The sequence below is a fragment of the Brachybacterium massiliense genome, from assembly GCF_900184245.1.
Lineage (GTDB): Bacteria > Actinomycetota > Actinomycetes > Actinomycetales > Dermabacteraceae > Brachybacterium > Brachybacterium massiliense.
Genome location: NZ_FXXB01000003.1, coordinates 244,361 through 260,147, shown reverse-complemented (window position 1 = coordinate 260,147; position 15,787 = coordinate 244,361). Strand labels below are relative to the sequence as shown.

Here is a 15,787-nt window from a genome sequence, read left to right as displayed (position 1 = left end):
AGGGGTTCAAGCACTCCTCCACTCCCAGTGAAGATGTCCGGCGGCGACCTACTCTCCCACACCCTCCCGAGTGCAGTACCATCGGCGCAATCGAGCTTAGCTTCCGGGTTCGGAATGGAACCGGGCGTTTCCTCGACGCTATGACCGCCGTAACACGATGAGACAACCAGCCACTCCAGAACCAGACACACCCCCACAAACGAGTGATCCAGCTCCGAGGAGTTGTTTCCCAAGAACCGCACAGTGGACGCAAACACACACGCAAACAATAGTGTTGAAGTAAGTCATCGGCCATTAGTACCAGTCAGCTCCACACATTACTGCGCTTCCACATCTGGCCTATCAACCCAGTCATCTACTGGGGGCCTCCCACACCAAAAGGTGCACGGATATCTCATCTCGAAGCAGGCTTCCCGCTTAGATGCTTTCAGCGGTTATCCCTTCCCGACGTAGCCAACCAGCCATGCCCTTGGCAGAACAACTGGCACACCAGAGGTCAGTCCATCCCGGTCCTCTCGTACTAGGGACAGGACTTCTCAAATATCCAACGCGCGCAGCGGATAGGGACCGAACTGTCTCACGACGTTCTAAACCCAGCTCGCGTACCGCTTTAATAGGCGAACAGCCTAACCCTTGGGACCAACTCCAGCCCCAGGATGCGACGAGCCGACATCGAGGTGCCAAACCATGCCGTCGATATGAGCTCTTGGGCAAGATCAGCCTGTTATCCCCGGGGTACCTTTTATCCGTTGAGCGACACCCATTCCACAATGAGGTGCCGGATCACTAGTTCCTGCTTTCGCACCTGCCCGACTTGTCAGTCTCGCAGTCAAGCTCCCTTGTGCACTTACACTCAACACCTGATTGCCAACCAGGCTGAGGGAACCTTTGAGCGCCTCCGTTACTCTTTAGGAGGCAACCGCCCCAGTTAAACTACCCATCAGACACTGTCCCTGATCCGGATCACGGACCGAGGTTAGGAATCCAGAACGACCAGAGTGGTATTTCAACAACGACTCCACACTCACTGGCGTGAATGCTTCCCAGTCTCCCACCTATCCTACACAAGCCGTCCCGAACACCAATATCAAACTATAGTAAAGGTCCCGGGGTCTTTCCGTCCTGCTGCGCGTAACGAGCATCTTTACTCGTAATGCAATTTCGCCGAGTTCGCGGTTGAGACAGTGGAGAAGTCGTTACGCCATTCGTGCAGGTCGGAACTTACCCGACAAGGAATTTCGCTACCTTAGGATGGTTATAGTTACCACCGCCGTTTACTGGGGCTTAAATTCTCAGCTTCGAACCCCGAAGGGCTCTAACCGGTCCTCTTAACCTTCCAGCACCGGGCAGGCGTCAGTCCGTATACAGCGTCTTACGACTTCGCACGGACCTGTGTTTTTAGTAAACAGTCGCTTCTCCCTGGTCTCTGCGGCCCTCACCGCTCTCACGGATAGGGCCCCCCTTCTCCCGAAGTTACGGGGGCATTTTGCCGAGTTCCTTAACCACGATTCTCTCGAACGCCTCGGTATTCTCTACCTGATCACCTGAGTCGGTTTAGGGTACGGGCGACCGTATTCGTCACGCCGGAACTTTTCTTGGCAGTACAGGATCACTCACCTACGCCCATACGGGATCCCCATCACGTCTCACCCTCAAGGCCCCAGCATTACCCGGGGCCGGGCTGCACGCTTAGACGGACTATTCCATTAAGTCCGCGGAAGCTACCTCTCTGCGTCATCCCATGCGCTGACCTACTACAACCTTGGTTCCCAGCCTCACCACCAACCCCACCCCGAAGGGTGAAGAGACGGCTCGGGTGGTTAGCATCGACTGCCTCGGTATGGGTCCTCCTACGATCGGTTCGGGAATATCAACCCGATGTCCATCGACTACGCCTGTCGGCCTCGCCTTAGGTCCCGACTAACCCAGGGCGGATAAACCTGGCCCTGGAACCCTTGATCAATCGGCGGACGGGTTTCTCACCCGTCTTTCGCTACTCATGCCTGCATTCTCACTCGTACAGCCTCCACCACTGGGTTCCCCCGCAGCTTCGCTGGCTGTACGACGCTCCCCTACCCACCCCAGTACAAGACCGGAGTGACACAGCTTCGGCGGTGTGCTTGAGCCCCGCTAAATTGTCGGCGCAGAATCACTTGACCAGTGAGCTATTACGCACTCTTTCAAGGGTGGCTGCTTCTAAGCCAACCTCCTGGTTGTCTCAGCAACTCCACATCCTTTTCCACTTAGCACACGCTTAGGGGCCTTAGCTGATGTTCTGGGCTGTTTCCCTCTCGACTATGAAGCTTATCCCCCACAGTCTCACTGCTACGCTCTCACGTACCGGCATTCGGAGTTTGGCTAAGGTCAGTAACCCGGTGGGGCCCATCGCCTATCCAGTGCTCTACCTCCGGCACGAAACACGTAACGCTGCACCTAAATGCATTTCGGGGAGAACCAGCTATCACGAAGTTTGATTGGCCTTTCACCCCTATCCACAGGTCATCCCCTCCATTTTCAACTGAAGTGGGTTCGCGCCTCCACGCGGTCTTACCCGCGCTTCACACTGCCCATGGATAGATCACTTCGCTTCGGGTCTAGAGCCGGCGACTGAACGCCCCGTTCAGACTCGCTTTCGCTACGGCTACCCCACACGGGTTAACCTCGCCACCGACCACTAACTCGCAGGCTCATTCTTCAAAAGGCACGCCGTCACCCCTAAAGGCTCCGACGGATTGTAAGCACACGGTTTCAGGTACTATTTCACTCCCCTCCCGGGGTGCTTTTCACCTTTCCCTCACGGTACTTGTCCGCTATCGGTCAAGAGGTAGTATTCAGGCTTACCAGGTGGTCCTGGCAGATTCACACCGGATTTCACGGGCCCGGTGCTACTCGGGAACAGCATCACGCCGCACATCGATTTCGTCTACGGGGGTCACACCCTCTACGCCGTCGCACTCACCACGACTTCGACTACCGCTGCACGTCCACGCCGAACTGCCGGCAGACAGTTCTGATACGTCCCACAACCCCCAACCTGCAACCCCTGCCGGGTATCACACAGACCAGGTTTAGCCACCATCCGCTTTCGCTCGCCACTACTCACGGAATCACTATTGTTTTCTCTTCCTGCGGGTACTGAGATGTTTCACTTCCCCGCGTTCCCTCCACACCACCTATACATTCAGTGGCGGGTACCACGACATGACTCGTGGTGGGTTTCCCCATTCGGACATCCTCGGATCACAGTTCGGTTGTCAACTCCCCGAGGCTTAACGCAGACTCCCACGTCCTTCGTCGGCTCCTCTTGCCAAGGCATCCACCGTGCGCCCTTTAAAACTTACGGCAACACAAAGACACAATGTCAATAAAAATTGCTTACAAGATGCTCGCGTCCACTATGCAGTTCTCAAGAAACAACCCCACACCAACACCACCTACGCATTCGCGCCAAGCAGCATCAGGGAGGACCAGCCACACACCCCCACAACGCCCTTCCAAAGAAGGGCCCGTCGGGGCTGCGTGCAGCCTCACAACCCAATAGCGTGTCTCCACCTCAAACCCACCGGCCATTCCCGTTCCAGACCCCGAAAGGTCGTACTAGAAGACATCGCCGGCAAGCGAAGTGCCCATTCGTTGATGTTCCACCCTTGAGCAACCACCCCCACCACACTCGGGCAGGCAGATGGCCACCATAATTGGTGATGCTCCTTAGAAAGGAGGTGATCCAGCCGCACCTTCCGGTACGGCTACCTTGTTACGACTTAGTCCCAATCACCGATCCCACCTTCGACAGCTCCCTCACGAGGATGGGCCACTGGCTTCGGGTGTTACCGACTTTCGTGACTTGACGGGCGGTGTGTACAAGGCCCGGGAACGTATTCACCGCAGCGTTGCTGATCTGCGATTACTAGCGACTCCGACTTCATGGGGTCGAGTTGCAGACCCCAATCCGAACTGAGGCCGGCTTTTTGGGATTCGCTCCACCTCACAGTTTCGCAACCCATTGTACCGACCATTGTAGCATGCTTGAAGCCCAAGACATAAGGGGCATGATGATTTGACGTCGTCCCCACCTTCCTCCGAGTTGACCCCGGCAGTCTCCTATGAGTCCCCACCATCACGTGCTGGCAACATAGAACAAGGGTTGCGCTCGTTGCGGGACTTAACCCAACATCTCACGACACGAGCTGACGACAACCATGCACCACCTGTGCACCAGTCCGAAGAAAACCCCATCTCTGGAGTCGTCCGGTGCATGTCAAGCCTTGGTAAGGTTCTTCGCGTTGCATCGAATTAATCAGCATGCTCCGCCGCTTGTGCGGGCCCCCGTCAATTCCTTTGAGTTTTAGCCTTGCGGCCGTACTCCCCAGGCGGGGCACTTAATGCGTTAGCTACGACGCGGAAAACGTGGAATGTCCCCCACATCTAGTGCCCAACGTTTACGGCATGGACTACCAGGGTATCTAATCCTGTTCGCTACCCATGCTTTCGCTTCTCAGTGTCAGTAATGGCCCAGAGACCTGCCTTCGCCATCGGTGTTCTTCCTGATATCTGCGCATTTCACCGCTACACCAGGAGTTCCAGTCTCCCCTACCACACTCTAGCCTGCCCGTACCCACCGCACGCCCGAGGTTGAGCCTCGGGTTTTCACGGCAGACGCGACAAGCCACCTACAAGCTCTTTACGCCCAATAATTCCGGACAACGCTTGCGCCCTACGTATTACCGCGGCTGCTGGCACGTAGTTAGCCGGCGCTTCTTCTGCAGGTACCGTCACTCTCGCTTCTTCCCTACTGAAAGAGGTTTACAACCCGAAGGCCGTCATCCCTCACGCGGCGTCGCTGCATCAGGCTTTCGCCCATTGTGCAATATTCCCCACTGCTGCCTCCCGTAGGAGTCTGGGCCGTGTCTCAGTCCCAGTGTGGCCGGTCGCCCTCTCAGGCCGGCTACCCGTCATCGTCTTGGTGAGCCATTACCTCACCAACAAACTGATAGGCCGCGAGTCCATCCCCCACCGATAAATCTTTCCAACCCCCGCCATGCGACAAGGATTCATATCCGGTATTAGCCACGATTTCCCGAGGTTATCCCGAAGTGGAGGGCAGGTTACTCACGTGTTACTCACCCGTTCGCCACTAATCAGACCGTGCAAGCACGGTCGTCATCGTTCGACTTGCATGTGTTAAGCACGCCGCCAGCGTTCGTCCTGAGCCAGGATCAAACTCTCCATGAAAAAACATGAAAAACAGTATCCTGACAATAGAAACAAACAACCAGCATATAACTGCTGTATCATCCGCTAAAAATTGCCATTCAAAATAATGGCATCAACAAACAGACACGCTATTGAGATATCAAGCAACACGCGCACTCACAGCTACTGAACTCTTCTCGAGCCCCTCGCTCCGAGGCAACCCCTCAAACTTACCGGGGCCGGTTCTCCGAGTCAAATCCGTGCGGTGTGATCCGCGCCGCGATCCTCTCTCGGAAGACCTTCCATGCCTGGCCAGAGCCAGGATCTCGGTCCAACCTCTCGGCCGTTCCTCGTTCCCGTTCTCCGGGGCACGAGGAAGAACATTACGGGCCCCCAGCACCCCGGTCAAGCCAGAACAGCCATTTCCGAGGTGGCCTCGGCCACATGCGGGCCTCTCGTGCTGTTCGCGCAGGTCATGCATGCATTCGTGCATGAATCCGACGGATGCGGCGCCGGGGCAGCTCTGTCGATCCCGCTCACTCCGCGACGGGCACCACACCGCGGTGCAGCGCGACGATCCCTCCGCTGAGGTTCCGGTACTGGGTCTTCTCGAGACCGGCGTCCACGAACCAGCGGCGCAGCGACTCCTGGTCCGGCCAGTCGAGGATGGACTCCGCGAGGTACTCGTAGGGGTCCACCGTCGTGGCGAACCGTCCGGCGACCGCGGGCAGGGCACGCAGCAGGTACTTCTCGTAGACCGTGCGGAACGGTCCCCACGTCGGCGTCGAGAACTCGCAGACCACCACCTTGCCTCCGGGGCGCACCACACGCACCATCTCTGCGAGCGCCATGCGGGGCTCGTGGACGTTGCGCAGCCCGAAGGAGATCACGGCGGCGTCGAACGCGTCGTCGGCGAAGGGCAGGTGCTGCCCGTCGGCTCCCACGAAGGGGACCGGCGCGCCACGGCGCCGGCCCTCGCCCATCATGCCCAGGGAGAAGTCCGCGGCCACGACTCGAGCGCCGGCCTCGGCGATCGCGGTGCTCGAGGTGCCGGTGCCGGCGGCCAGGTCCATCACCGCATCGCCGGGGTCGATGTCCAGAGCGTCGACCATCAGGTCCCGCCACATGCCGACCTGCCCCATCGCGGCGACATCGTTCATCAGGTCATAGCGCTTGGCGATGCCGTCGAACATCGTCGCGACGTCGTACGGCTTCTTCTCGAGATCGGCACGGCTCATGCTCCGATCCTCCCATGTGCACCGTGCTCCCGTGGACCCGATCCGCCTCTGTCCCGTGTCACTGGGACAATAGGCGCGGGTGCCCGTCCGCTCGGTGCCCTGGCCCATCCCTCAGGAGGAGACCCGCATGACCGCAGCCAGCTCTGCACGTTCCGATGCCGTCCGCGCCCTGTCGATCCCCCGGGATCTGCTGCCGGGCGACGGTCGATTCGGTTCCGGCCCCTCCCGCATCCGAGGTCCGCAGATGGAGGCGCTGCAGTCTGCGTCCATCTCCGTCATGGGCACCTCCCACCGTCAGGCACCGGTCAAGGACGTCGTCGGCCGGGTGCGCGAGGGACTGTCCACGCTGTTCTCCCTGCCCGAGGGGTACGAGATCGCGCTCGGCAACGGCGGCTCCACCGCGTTCTGGGACATGGCGGTGTTCGAGCTCATCGAGCGTCGCTCCCAGCACCTCGTGCTCGGCGAGTTCTCGCAGAAGTTCGCGACCGAGGCCGCGGGGGCTCCGCACCTTCAGGAGCCGGAGGTGCTGCGCTCCGAGCCCGGGTCACTGCCCGTCACGGTCGCGAACCCCGAGGTGGACGCGTATGCGTGGCCGCACAACGAGACCTCCACCGGCGTCATGGTGCCGGTGCGCCGGCCCAAGGGCACCACCGAGGATCAGCTCGTGCTGGTGGATGCGACCTCCGTAGCCGGTGCCGCCTCCGTGGACATCACCCAGACCGACGCGTACTACTTCGCCCCGCAGAAGGCCTTCGCCTCCGACGGCGGGCTCTGGCTGAGCGTCCTCTCCCCCGCGGCGATCGCCCGGATCGAGCGGCTCGCCGCCGCGGAGGATCGCTGGACCCCGGCATTCCTCTCGCTGAGCACCGCTCTGGACAACTCCCGCAAGAACCAGACGCTGAACACCCCCGCGATCGCCACCCTGGTGCTGCTGGCCGAGCAGATCGAATGGATGCTCGCCCAGGGCGGTCTGGCATGGGCCGACGCACGCACCCGCACCACCAGCGGCATGCTCCAGCAGTGGGCCGCCCGCCGTGAGGAGATCACTCCGTTCGTCGCGGATCCGGCCGCCCGCTCCCAGGTGGTCACCACCTTGGACGTGGACGAGTCCATCGATGCCACCGCGATCACGTCGGTGCTGCGCGCCCACGGAGTGGTGGACATCGAGCCCTACCGCAAGCTGGGGCGCAACCAGCTGCGCATCGCGACCTTCCCCGCTGTCGGCGAGGAGGATGTCGCAGCGCTGATCGCGGTGCTCGACCACGTCCTGGATGCCACTGCCGGCTCCTGAGCCAGCACGTCGTATGACGACGGCCGGATCGCTCCATCGAGCGGTCCGGCCGTCGTCATCTCAGGGCGATGCCCTCATGCTCAGTCACGCGAGGGGATGAGAATCGCGCGCATCACGCGGGAGGCCTCGCGCAGGGCTGCTCGCTCCTCGGCGGGAGCGGCCTCGATCCGGGAGCGGAGCCAGGCATCGCGCTTCGCGCGACCCGCCCGCACCACGTCCTGCCCCTCTCCGGTCAGCGTCACCCTGACCTGCCTGCCGTCCTCCGGGTGCGCGGCGCGCTCCACGAGTCCGGCCTTCTCGAGCCGGCCCAGGATGCGGGTCATCACCGGAGGGCTCACATGCTCGAACTCCGCGAGGGCGCCCGGGGTGGACTCGCCCGTGCGCTGCAGGTAGGCGAGCACCGAGAACTGCGGTGCGGAGACGGCGTCGGAGGACGTGTGCGAGCGCAGGATCCGGGAGGAGACCAGCAGCACGCGCTGCAGCTCGGCCGCGAGCTCCGCGGTCTCCTCCGTCCCGGCCGCGCTCTCGTCGGCCGCCTCGCCGCCCCCGCCCTGGCTCACAGCAGCAGGCCCGCGACCGCGCCGCGCAGGAAGTAGGCGACGAACATCAGTGCGATGAGGTACATCAGCCAGTGCACGTCACGGGCCTTGCCGCGTGCCACACGGATCAGCACGTACATCACGAATCCGGCGCCCATGCCCACGGTGATCGAGTAGGCGAAGGGCATCAGGATGATGGTCAGGAACGCCGGCACCGCGATCTCGACGTCGGTGAAGTCGATGTCGGTGATCTGGGTCATCATCAGGAAGCCGACCATCACCAGCGCCGGGGTCGCCGCCTCGTAGGGCACCATCGCAACCAGCGGCGAGAAGAAGGTGGCGGCGAGGAAGAGCGCGCCCACCACGATCGCGGACAGTCCGGTCCTGGCGCCCTCGGCCACGCCCGAGGTGGACTCGACGAAGCTCGTGTTGGAGGAGACGCCGCCGATGCCGCCGGCGATCGCCGCCGCGGAGTCGACCACGAGGATGCGCTGGGAGTGGGGGATGTCGCCGTCCTGGTCCACCAGGCCCGCGCCGGAGGCGACGCCCACCATGGTGCCCATGGTGTCGAAGAAATCGGCCAGCAGGAGCGAGAAGACGATGACGCTCGCGCCGATCACGCCGGCCGCGGTGATGCCGCCGATCGGGTCGACGGTGAACAGGGTCGCGAAGTCGGGCATCTGGATCGGGAACTCGGACAGCGAGGGCACGTTCATCGCCCAGCCGCCGGGGTTGCCCTCGCTGGACTCCCCCGCCGGGGCGAAGGCGCCGAGGTTCAGGACCTGCTCGATGATCATGGCCAGCACGGTCGCGGTGACGATCGCGATCAGGATCGCGCCGGGGACCTTGCGGATCCACAGCACGAACATCAGCAGCAGCCCGGTGACGAACACGAAGGTGGGCCAGCCGGTGAGGGAGCCGTCGTTGCCCAGCTGCACCGGGGTGCCCGCGGCGGTGGTCACGAACTTCGCGTTGAACAGGCCGAGGAAGGCGATGAACAGCCCGATGCCCACGGCGATGGCGGTCTTGAGGAACGGCGGCACCGCGTCGAAGACGGCCTTGCGGAAGCCGGTGAGCACGAGGAGCAGGATCACCACGCCCTCGATCAGCACCATGCCCATCGCGCCCGCCCAGGTCATGCCGGGCAGCGGCACGACGGAGTAGGCGAGATACGCGTTCAGGCCCAGGCCCGCCGCGAGGGCGAGCGGGAACTTGGCCCATGCGCCCATGAAGACGCTGAGGATGCCCGCGATCAGAGCGGTGCCGGCGGCCACAGCGGGCAGGTTCGGCTCGGTGCCGCCGCCGAGGTACATGCCGGTCGAGTCGGGCACGGTGCCGATGATCAGCGGGTTCAGCACCACGATGTAGCACATCGAGAAGAACGTGACCAGGCCGCCGCGGATCTCGCGGGAGACCGTCGAGCCGCGCTCGGAGATCTTGAAGTAGCGGTCCAGGGCGGAGCGCGGCGCCACCGCGGCCGAGGAGGATGTCGGGGAGGAGGAGGGATCAGCCTGCTGCATGGAGGCGATCGTATCCGTCGCGGTGCCTGCTCCGCCTGCCCGTTCGTGCGGCGTCAGCGGTCGGTGCTGAGGGGAATGTCGCTCTCGAGGGCCCGGCTGTGGCGGTAGTAGTCCGCGAGCTCGAGCTGGGAGGCGGCGGCCTCGTCGACCACCACGGTGACCGCGGGATGGGTCTGCAGCACGGTCGCGGGCCAGCGCGCGCTGATCGCTCCCTCGGCGAGCTGCGCGACGGCGGCGGCCTTGCCCTCGCCCGAGGCGGTGAGCACGATCCGGCGCGCCTCGAGGATGGTGCCGAGGCCCTGGCTGATCGCGCGCACCGGCACATCGGCCGGGGAGTCGAAGTAGCGGGCGTTGTCCGCGATGGTGGAGCGGGTCAGCCCCACCACGCGGGTGCGGGAGGCGAGCGAGCTGCCGGGCTCGTTGAAGGCGATGTGTCCGTTGGAGCCGATGCCGAGGATCTGCAGGTCCACTCCTCCGGCCTCGCTGATGCGGCGGTCGTACTCGGCGGCCTCGGCCGCAGGGTCGGTCGCGGCGCCGTTCGGGGAGATCACGGAGGCGTCCTCGATGTCGACCTTGGAGACGAAGTTCTCCCGGATGAAGGCGTGGTAGCTCTGCTCGTGGCCGGCGGGCAGGCCCACGTACTCGTCGAGCAGGAAGGCGCGGCACGCCGCGAAGGACAGCCCCTCCACACGGTGGCGACGGATCAGCTCGGTGTAGGTGGGGACCGGGGAGGATCCGGTGGCCAGGCCCAGCACCGCGCCGGAGTCCCCGGCGTCGCGCACGGTCCTCTCGAAGAGGTCGGCGACGACCTTCGCGCCGGCGTCTGCATCGGCGACGATGTGGATCTCCATGTGGCCTGCCCTTTCGGTGGAGCGCGCCGCGTCAGGGCGCGCTCGAGTCTGGTGACTGCTGGTGGTCGGAGCTTCGCATCCTACCGAGGACCGGGGCCCCTGGCCGCACGCGACAGCCCCTGACACGGAACGGACGCCGCAGCGCGGTGGCGCGGCGGCGTCCGTCCGGTGTCACGGAAGCGTCGGAAGGGGACGCTCCCTTCGGGTCACTTCTTCTTGCCGGTGTTCGCGGCGTACTCGAACGCCGCGCGCGGGGTCTCGCTCTGCGGGATGCCGATGATGTCGCGACGGGAGATCAGGTTGGTCACCCAGCCGGCGACGACGGAGGCCTTGCGGCCGAAGGTCGGCATCGCGTACACGTGGTAGGCGCGGGCCATCGCCCAGGCCGGCAGGCCGCGGATGTCCAGCTCCTTCTCGCCCACGTTCAGGCGGCCGACGCCCTTGTACATGCCCAGGGTGGCCATGACGCCGAGGTTGCGGTGGTAGTAGTCCACCAGCGGGCGGCCCTGGACGGAGCGCGCGATGTTGTCCGCCAGGCGCTTGGCCTGACGGACGGCGTGCTGCGCATTGGGCGGGCAGAACTTGCCCTCGCCGGAGGCGAGATCCGGGACCGCGGCGCAGTCGCCGGCGGCGAAGACGTTGTCCAGCGGGCCGTCGGTGCCGTTGACGCGCAGATCGGCCAGGGCCTGGAGCTTGCCCATCATGGGGCCGCGCTCGGTGACGACCGGGAGGTCGGAGACCTCGGAGTCGGAGAGCACCGGGGCGGGCTTGACGCCGGCGTTCCACACCAGCAGATCGGACTCGAACTCGTCGCCGTCGCTGGTCTTGATCACGCCGTTCTCGGCGGAGTTCAGGAAGGTCTCGAGCTTGACCTCGACACCGCGCTCGCGCAGCTGGTTGAGCACGTAGGCGCGCTGGTCCTCGTTGAGCTCGGGGAAGATGAAGGGCGCACCGTCGACGAGCACGAAACGGATGTCCGAGGCGTGGAGGTCGGGGTAGTAGCGCAGGGCGTCGCGGACCATGTCCTCGGTCTCGGCGACCGCCTCACCGCCGGCGAAGCCGCCGCCGATGAAGGTGAAGGTGAGCAGACGCTTGCGGACGGCCGGGTCCTTGGTGGTCGCGGCCTCGGCCAGGTTCGCCAGGATGCGGTCGCGCACGGCGGCCGCCTCCTCGATCTGCTTGAAGCCGATCGCGTTCTCCGCGAGGCCCGGGATGGGCAGCAGGCGCGGCACGGCGCCGAGGCCGACGACGAGGTAGTCGTAGGCGATCTCGAGCTGCTCGCCCTCCTCCATGTCCACCACGACGGTGTTCTCGGCGCTGCGGATCGCGGAGACCGAGCCGGTGACGACCTTCGCGCCGGGGAGCACCTTGCGCAGCGGTGCGAGGACGTTGCGCGGATCGATGCTGCCCGCACCCACCTCGGGGAGGAAGGGGGCGTAGGTCATGTAGGGGCGCGGGTCGACGACGGTGATCGCGACCTCCGCACCGAGGGTCTTGCGCAGCTCGGACGCGGTCGTCAGGCCGACGGAACCGCCGCCGAGGATGAGGACGTGGGGCTTGCCGCCGAAAGTATTAGTCATGTCTACAGACTAGAACCGCGACGGCCCGGAGACAAAAGACATGAGACGAATGCGGCCCGTCGTGAGACGTCGCGCCCCTCAGGGGACCCGATCCAGCAGCTGCAGCGCGATCCCGTCGAGGATGTCGTGCTCGCTGGTGCGGGTCCCGGTGATCGAGGTGGCCGCGGCCACCCGTGCCACGATGCGGGCCCAGATCAGCGCCCCGGCGCCGATCACATCGATGCGACCAGGGTGGATGACCGCGTGGCGGGAGCGCTGCGCCCTGGTCTCCGCGAGCAGGGTCAGGCAGGTGGTGGTGACCTGGTCGACGCTCAGCGCCGCGCCGTGGGTGACGTCGGGACGATAGTCCTGGATCCCGCTGGCCACCGCTGTGACGGTGGTCACGGTTCCGGCGACGCCGACGAGGGCCTCGGCCCGTGCGAAGGGCACGACCTGCTCCGCCTGGTCCAGCATCGCGTCGATGTCCGCGCTCGCGGCGGCGATCTCGGCCTCGGTGGGCGGGTCGGCCACCAGGTGGCGCTCGGTCAGGCGCACCGAGCCGATGTCCATGCTGATGCGGTGGGTCGGAGCCTCGGTGCCGAGCACCAGCTCGGTGGACCCTCCCCCGATATCGACCACCAGGCGCGGCCCCTCGGGCAGGCCCGTCACGGTGCTGACGGCGCCGCGGAAGGAGAGCTCGGCCTCCTCCTGGCCGCTGATCACCTCAGGGGCGACACCGAGGATCTCGCGGATCCCCTCGATGAACACGGCGCGGTTGGCGGCATCCCGGGTCGCGGAGGTGGCCACGAAGCGGATGTCCTGCGGCGCGACGCCGTGATGGGCGATCAGCGCGGCGTAGCGGCGAGCCGCGTCGAGAGTCCGCTCGATCGCGACGGGGTCGAAACGCCCGGTGCGGTCCACGCCGAGCCCGAGCCGGACCATCTCCAGCTGACGCTCGAGGTCGAGCATCCGGCCGGTGGCGTCGTCGCGCCGGGCGATCAGCAGTCGGATGGAGTTGGTGCCGCAGTCGATCGCGGCGACGGGGGCGCTCATCGGGCCTCCGCCGCGTCCTCGTCGGCTGCCTGGCAGCGGCACGTCAGCTCCGGGAAGGCGCCGGGGATGCCGGCCAGCACCTCATCGGCGATCAGGTTGACGCCGGGGCCCTCCGCGAGGGCCTGACCGGCCACGGCGTGCAGGCACTTCACGCGCGTGGGCATGCCTCCCGCGCTGACGTGCCGGACCTCCTCGGCGTCACCGAGCTCCGCCCGGCGAGCCAGGTAGCGCTCATGCGCGCCGCGATAGGCGGCGGCGAGCTGCTCGTCCTGCTCGAGGCGCTGGCTGAGCTCGGCCATCATGCCGGTGGCCTCGAGGCGGGAGAGCTCGAGCGTGAGCCAGGGCAGGGTGAGGTAGAACGAGGTGGGGAACGGGGTGCCGTCCTCGAGCCGCGGCGCGGTGCGCACCACGGCGGGGCGGCCGCAGCCGCAGCGCCGGGCGATGGAGACCACGCCACGCATGTCCCGGCCGAGCTGCTCGCGCATGACCTCGAGATCGTGCGGGGTGGCCGGGGAGTCGTGGGGCAGGTCGGGCAGAGTGGTCACTGATCGGGATCCTGGATCTGGTCGGCGGGGTCCTGCTCGGGGACGTCGTCCTCGGTGGACCCGGTCTCATCGGGGATGTCTTCGGGGGTCAGGCGGCTGGAGCCCTCCACGCTCTCCCAGAGCACGGAGAACCATTCGCCCTCCTTCGCCTCCTCCGCGGCCTGCTCGGCCTCGGTGAGGGGCACGTCACGGCCGGAGGTGTCGGTGAGACGGTACTGGGTCTCCCCCGGCATCGCGAACAGGAGGCGCTCGCGGGCGCGGGCGGCGACGTAGGCCGGATCCTCCCAGCGCGCCACCTGAGTGCGGAGGTCCTCGACCTGCTGCTCCTGCTGCGAGACCTGCGAGCGCAGGTCCGACAGCTGCTGCCGCTGGGCGACGTAGGAGTTCACGGTGGGGACCAGGGCGGCGAGGGCGACGACCACCAGGGCGATCAGCGCGAGGGTGCGCCGCGTGATAGTGATGCCGGGGCCGTCCTCCTCCGGTGCGCTCGCGGTGCCGGCCGTGGGCCGTGCGGCCGCGGCCGGGCCCCGGGAGCGGGTCGGGGAGCCGCCCTTGGTGCTCCCGCGGGAGGTGCTCGCCGCGGGACGGGAGGAGGTCCTTCCGCCGGGGCGCCTGGCCCCGGACGCGGAGACCGGGCGCCTCGTCGATCGCGGGGCGCCCGGTCGTCTGCTGCTCATGCGACGAGGTTACAACCTCGCGCTGAGTTTTCTCAGGAGGTGAAGCGGGGGAAGGCGGAGGCGCCGGCGTAGCGCGCGGCCTCGCCGAGCTCCTCCTCGATGCGCAGCAGCTGGTTGTACTTCGCCACACGCTCACCGCGGGCGGGAGCACCGGACTTGATCTGCCCGCAGTTGGTGGCCACGGAGAGATCGGCGATGGTGGTGTCCTCGGTCTCGCCGGAGCGGTGGGACATCATGGCCTTGAAGCCCGCGCGGTGCGCGAGGTCCACGGCGTCGAGGGTCTCGGAGAGCGAGCCGATCTGGTTGACCTTCACCAGCAGCGCGTTCGCGGAGCCCTCGGCGATGCCGCGGCCCAGACGCTCGGGGTTGGTGACGAAGAGGTCATCGCCCACCAGCTGGGTCTTGTCGCCCAGGCGCTCGGTCATGGCGTTCCAGCCCTCCCAGTCCTCCTCGTCCAGCGGGTCCTCGATCGAGACCAGCGGGTAGGAGGCCACGAGCTCGGCGTAGTACTCGACCATCTCGGCGGAGGTCTTCTTCGCGCCCTCGAAGGTGTACGCGCCGTCGGCGTAGAACTCGGTGGCGGCGACGTCGAGCGCGAGCGCGACATCCTTGCCCGCCTCGAAGCCGGCCTTGGTGATCGCCTCGACGATCAGGTCCAGGGCGGCGCGGTTGGAGTCCAGGTTGGGGGCGAAGCCGCCCTCGTCGCCGAGACCGGTGGACAGGCCGCGCTCCTTGAGGACGGCCTTGAGCGCGTGGTACACCTCGGCGCCGACGCGCATCGCCTCGGAGAAGGTCTCCGCACCGATCGGCGCGATCATGAACTCCTGGATGTCGACGTTGGAGTCCGCGTGGGATCCGCCGTTGAGGATGTTCATCATCGGCACGGGCAGGACGTGCGCGTTCGGGCCGCCGACGTACTGGTACAGCGGGACGCCGGCGGAGTCCGCGGCGGCGCGGGCCACGGCGAGGGAGACGCCGAGGATGGCGTTGGCGCCCACGGTGCCCTTGTTCTTGGTGCCGTCGAGCTCGAGCATCGCGGCATCGATCGCGCGCTGCTCCTGCACGTCCATGCCCAGGATCTTCGGCTGGATGTCGGCCACCACGGCGGCGACGGCATCCAGGACGCCCTTGCCCAGGTAGCGGGACTTGTCGCCGTCACGACGCTCGACCGCCTCGAAGGCGCCGGTGGAGGCGCCGGAGGGGACCCCCGCACGGGCGAAGGTGCCGTCGGTGAGGAGAACCTCCACCTCGACGGTGGGGTTTCCTCGGGAGTCGAGGATCTCGCGGGCGTGCAGGGCATCGATCAGGGCTGCCATGGGCT

10 protein-coding genes and 3 rRNA genes are annotated in these 15,787 nt (G+C 65.5%); 1 reads left to right on the top strand and 12 read right to left on the bottom strand.

Going from position 1 to position 15,787, the window contains the following annotated elements; all coding sequences use genetic code 11:
• Positions 1-35: 35 nt before the first annotated feature.
• The 4 genes from rrf to BN4251_RS01500 form a co-directional block, all read right to left on the bottom strand.
• Positions 36-152, bottom strand: a 5S ribosomal RNA gene (gene rrf / locus BN4251_RS01515).
• A gap of 123 nt (positions 153-275) precedes the next feature.
• Positions 276-3,343 (bottom strand): 23S ribosomal RNA (locus tag BN4251_RS01510).
• 369 nt (positions 3,344-3,712) lie between these two features.
• Positions 3,713-5,232 (bottom strand): 16S ribosomal RNA (locus BN4251_RS01505).
• The 16S, 23S and 5S rRNA genes sit together here, the layout of an rRNA operon.
• Before the next feature lie 497 nt (positions 5,233-5,729).
• On the bottom strand, positions 5,730-6,431 hold the full coding sequence (locus BN4251_RS01500; protein ID WP_087483404.1) for a demethylmenaquinone methyltransferase: 702 nt from the start codon (positions 6,429-6,431) through the stop codon (positions 5,730-5,732).
• 127 nt (positions 6,432-6,558) lie between these two features.
• Between BN4251_RS01500 and serC the strand changes: the two genes are divergently transcribed.
• Positions 6,559-7,722 (top strand): phosphoserine transaminase, encoded by a 1,164-nt coding sequence (gene serC, locus BN4251_RS01495; protein WP_087483403.1) that lies wholly within the window; start codon positions 6,559-6,561, stop codon positions 7,720-7,722.
• An 80-nt stretch (positions 7,723-7,802) separates the two neighbouring features.
• Here the strand turns inward: serC and BN4251_RS01490 are convergent, their stop codons facing one another.
• The 8 genes from BN4251_RS01490 to eno all read right to left on the bottom strand — a co-directional run bounded on the left by BN4251_RS01490 (position 7,803) and on the right by eno (position 15,782).
• Positions 7,803-8,282 carry a MarR family winged helix-turn-helix transcriptional regulator gene (locus BN4251_RS01490; RefSeq protein ID WP_087483402.1) on the bottom strand — a complete coding sequence of 160 codons (480 nt, stop codon included), beginning with the start codon at positions 8,280-8,282 and terminating at the stop codon, positions 7,803-7,805.
• Complete coding sequence (locus BN4251_RS01485) at positions 8,279-9,781, bottom strand: NCS2 family permease (protein WP_087483401.1); 1,503 nt, start codon at positions 9,779-9,781, stop codon at positions 8,279-8,281. The genes BN4251_RS01490 and BN4251_RS01485 overlap by 4 nt, the downstream gene beginning before the upstream one ends.
• Before the next feature lie 53 nt (positions 9,782-9,834).
• Positions 9,835-10,632: a glucosamine-6-phosphate deaminase gene (gene nagB, locus BN4251_RS01480; protein WP_087483400.1), complete on the bottom strand. Its 798-nt coding sequence runs from the start codon at positions 10,630-10,632 to the stop codon at positions 9,835-9,837.
• Between the two features lie 206 nt (positions 10,633-10,838).
• Entirely contained in the window at positions 10,839-12,212 is a 1,374-nt protein-coding gene (locus BN4251_RS01475; protein WP_087483399.1) for an NAD(P)/FAD-dependent oxidoreductase, read from the bottom strand.
• A 78-nt stretch (positions 12,213-12,290) separates the two neighbouring features.
• Complete coding sequence (locus BN4251_RS01470) at positions 12,291-13,244, bottom strand: Ppx/GppA phosphatase family protein (protein ID WP_087483398.1); 954 nt, start codon at positions 13,242-13,244, stop codon at positions 12,291-12,293.
• Positions 13,241-13,789 carry a DUF501 domain-containing protein gene (locus BN4251_RS01465; protein ID WP_087483397.1) on the bottom strand — a complete coding sequence of 183 codons (549 nt, stop codon included), beginning with the start codon at positions 13,787-13,789 and terminating at the stop codon, positions 13,241-13,243. The genes BN4251_RS01470 and BN4251_RS01465 overlap by 4 nt, the downstream gene beginning before the upstream one ends.
• A complete protein-coding gene (locus BN4251_RS01460; RefSeq protein ID WP_170931771.1) occupies positions 13,786-14,466 on the bottom strand; it encodes an FtsB family cell division protein in 681 nt (226 codons plus the stop codon). The genes BN4251_RS01465 and BN4251_RS01460 overlap by 4 nt, the downstream gene beginning before the upstream one ends.
• 32 nt (positions 14,467-14,498) lie before the next feature.
• Positions 14,499-15,782, bottom strand: a complete 1,284-nt coding sequence (gene eno / locus BN4251_RS01455; RefSeq protein WP_087483396.1) for a phosphopyruvate hydratase — start codon at positions 15,780-15,782, stop codon at positions 14,499-14,501.
• Positions 15,783-15,787: the final 5 nt, after the last annotated feature.

Bases quoted from the DNA above. Each gene is read 5' to 3' on its own strand.
- BN4251_RS01500 (WP_087483404.1), bottom strand. From the start codon at position 6,431: ATGAGCCGTGCCGATCTCGAGAAGAAGCCGTACGACGTCGCGACGATG.
- serC (WP_087483403.1), top strand. From the start codon at position 6,559: ATGACCGCAGCCAGCTCTGCACGTTCCGATGCCGTCCGCGCCCTGTCG.
- BN4251_RS01485 (WP_087483401.1), bottom strand. From the start codon at position 9,781: ATGCAGCAGGCTGATCCCTCCTCCTCCCCGACATCCTCCTCGGCCGCG.
- nagB (WP_087483400.1), bottom strand. From the start codon at position 10,632: ATGGAGATCCACATCGTCGCCGATGCAGACGCCGGCGCGAAGGTCGTC.
- BN4251_RS01475 (WP_087483399.1), bottom strand. From the start codon at position 12,212: ATGACTAATACTTTCGGCGGCAAGCCCCACGTCCTCATCCTCGGCGGC.
- BN4251_RS01470 (WP_087483398.1), bottom strand. From the start codon at position 13,244: ATGAGCGCCCCCGTCGCCGCGATCGACTGCGGCACCAACTCCATCCGA.
- BN4251_RS01460 (WP_170931771.1), bottom strand. From the start codon at position 14,466: ATGAGCAGCAGACGACCGGGCGCCCCGCGATCGACGAGGCGCCCGGTC.
- eno (WP_087483396.1), bottom strand. From the start codon at position 15,782: ATGGCAGCCCTGATCGATGCCCTGCACGCCCGCGAGATCCTCGACTCC.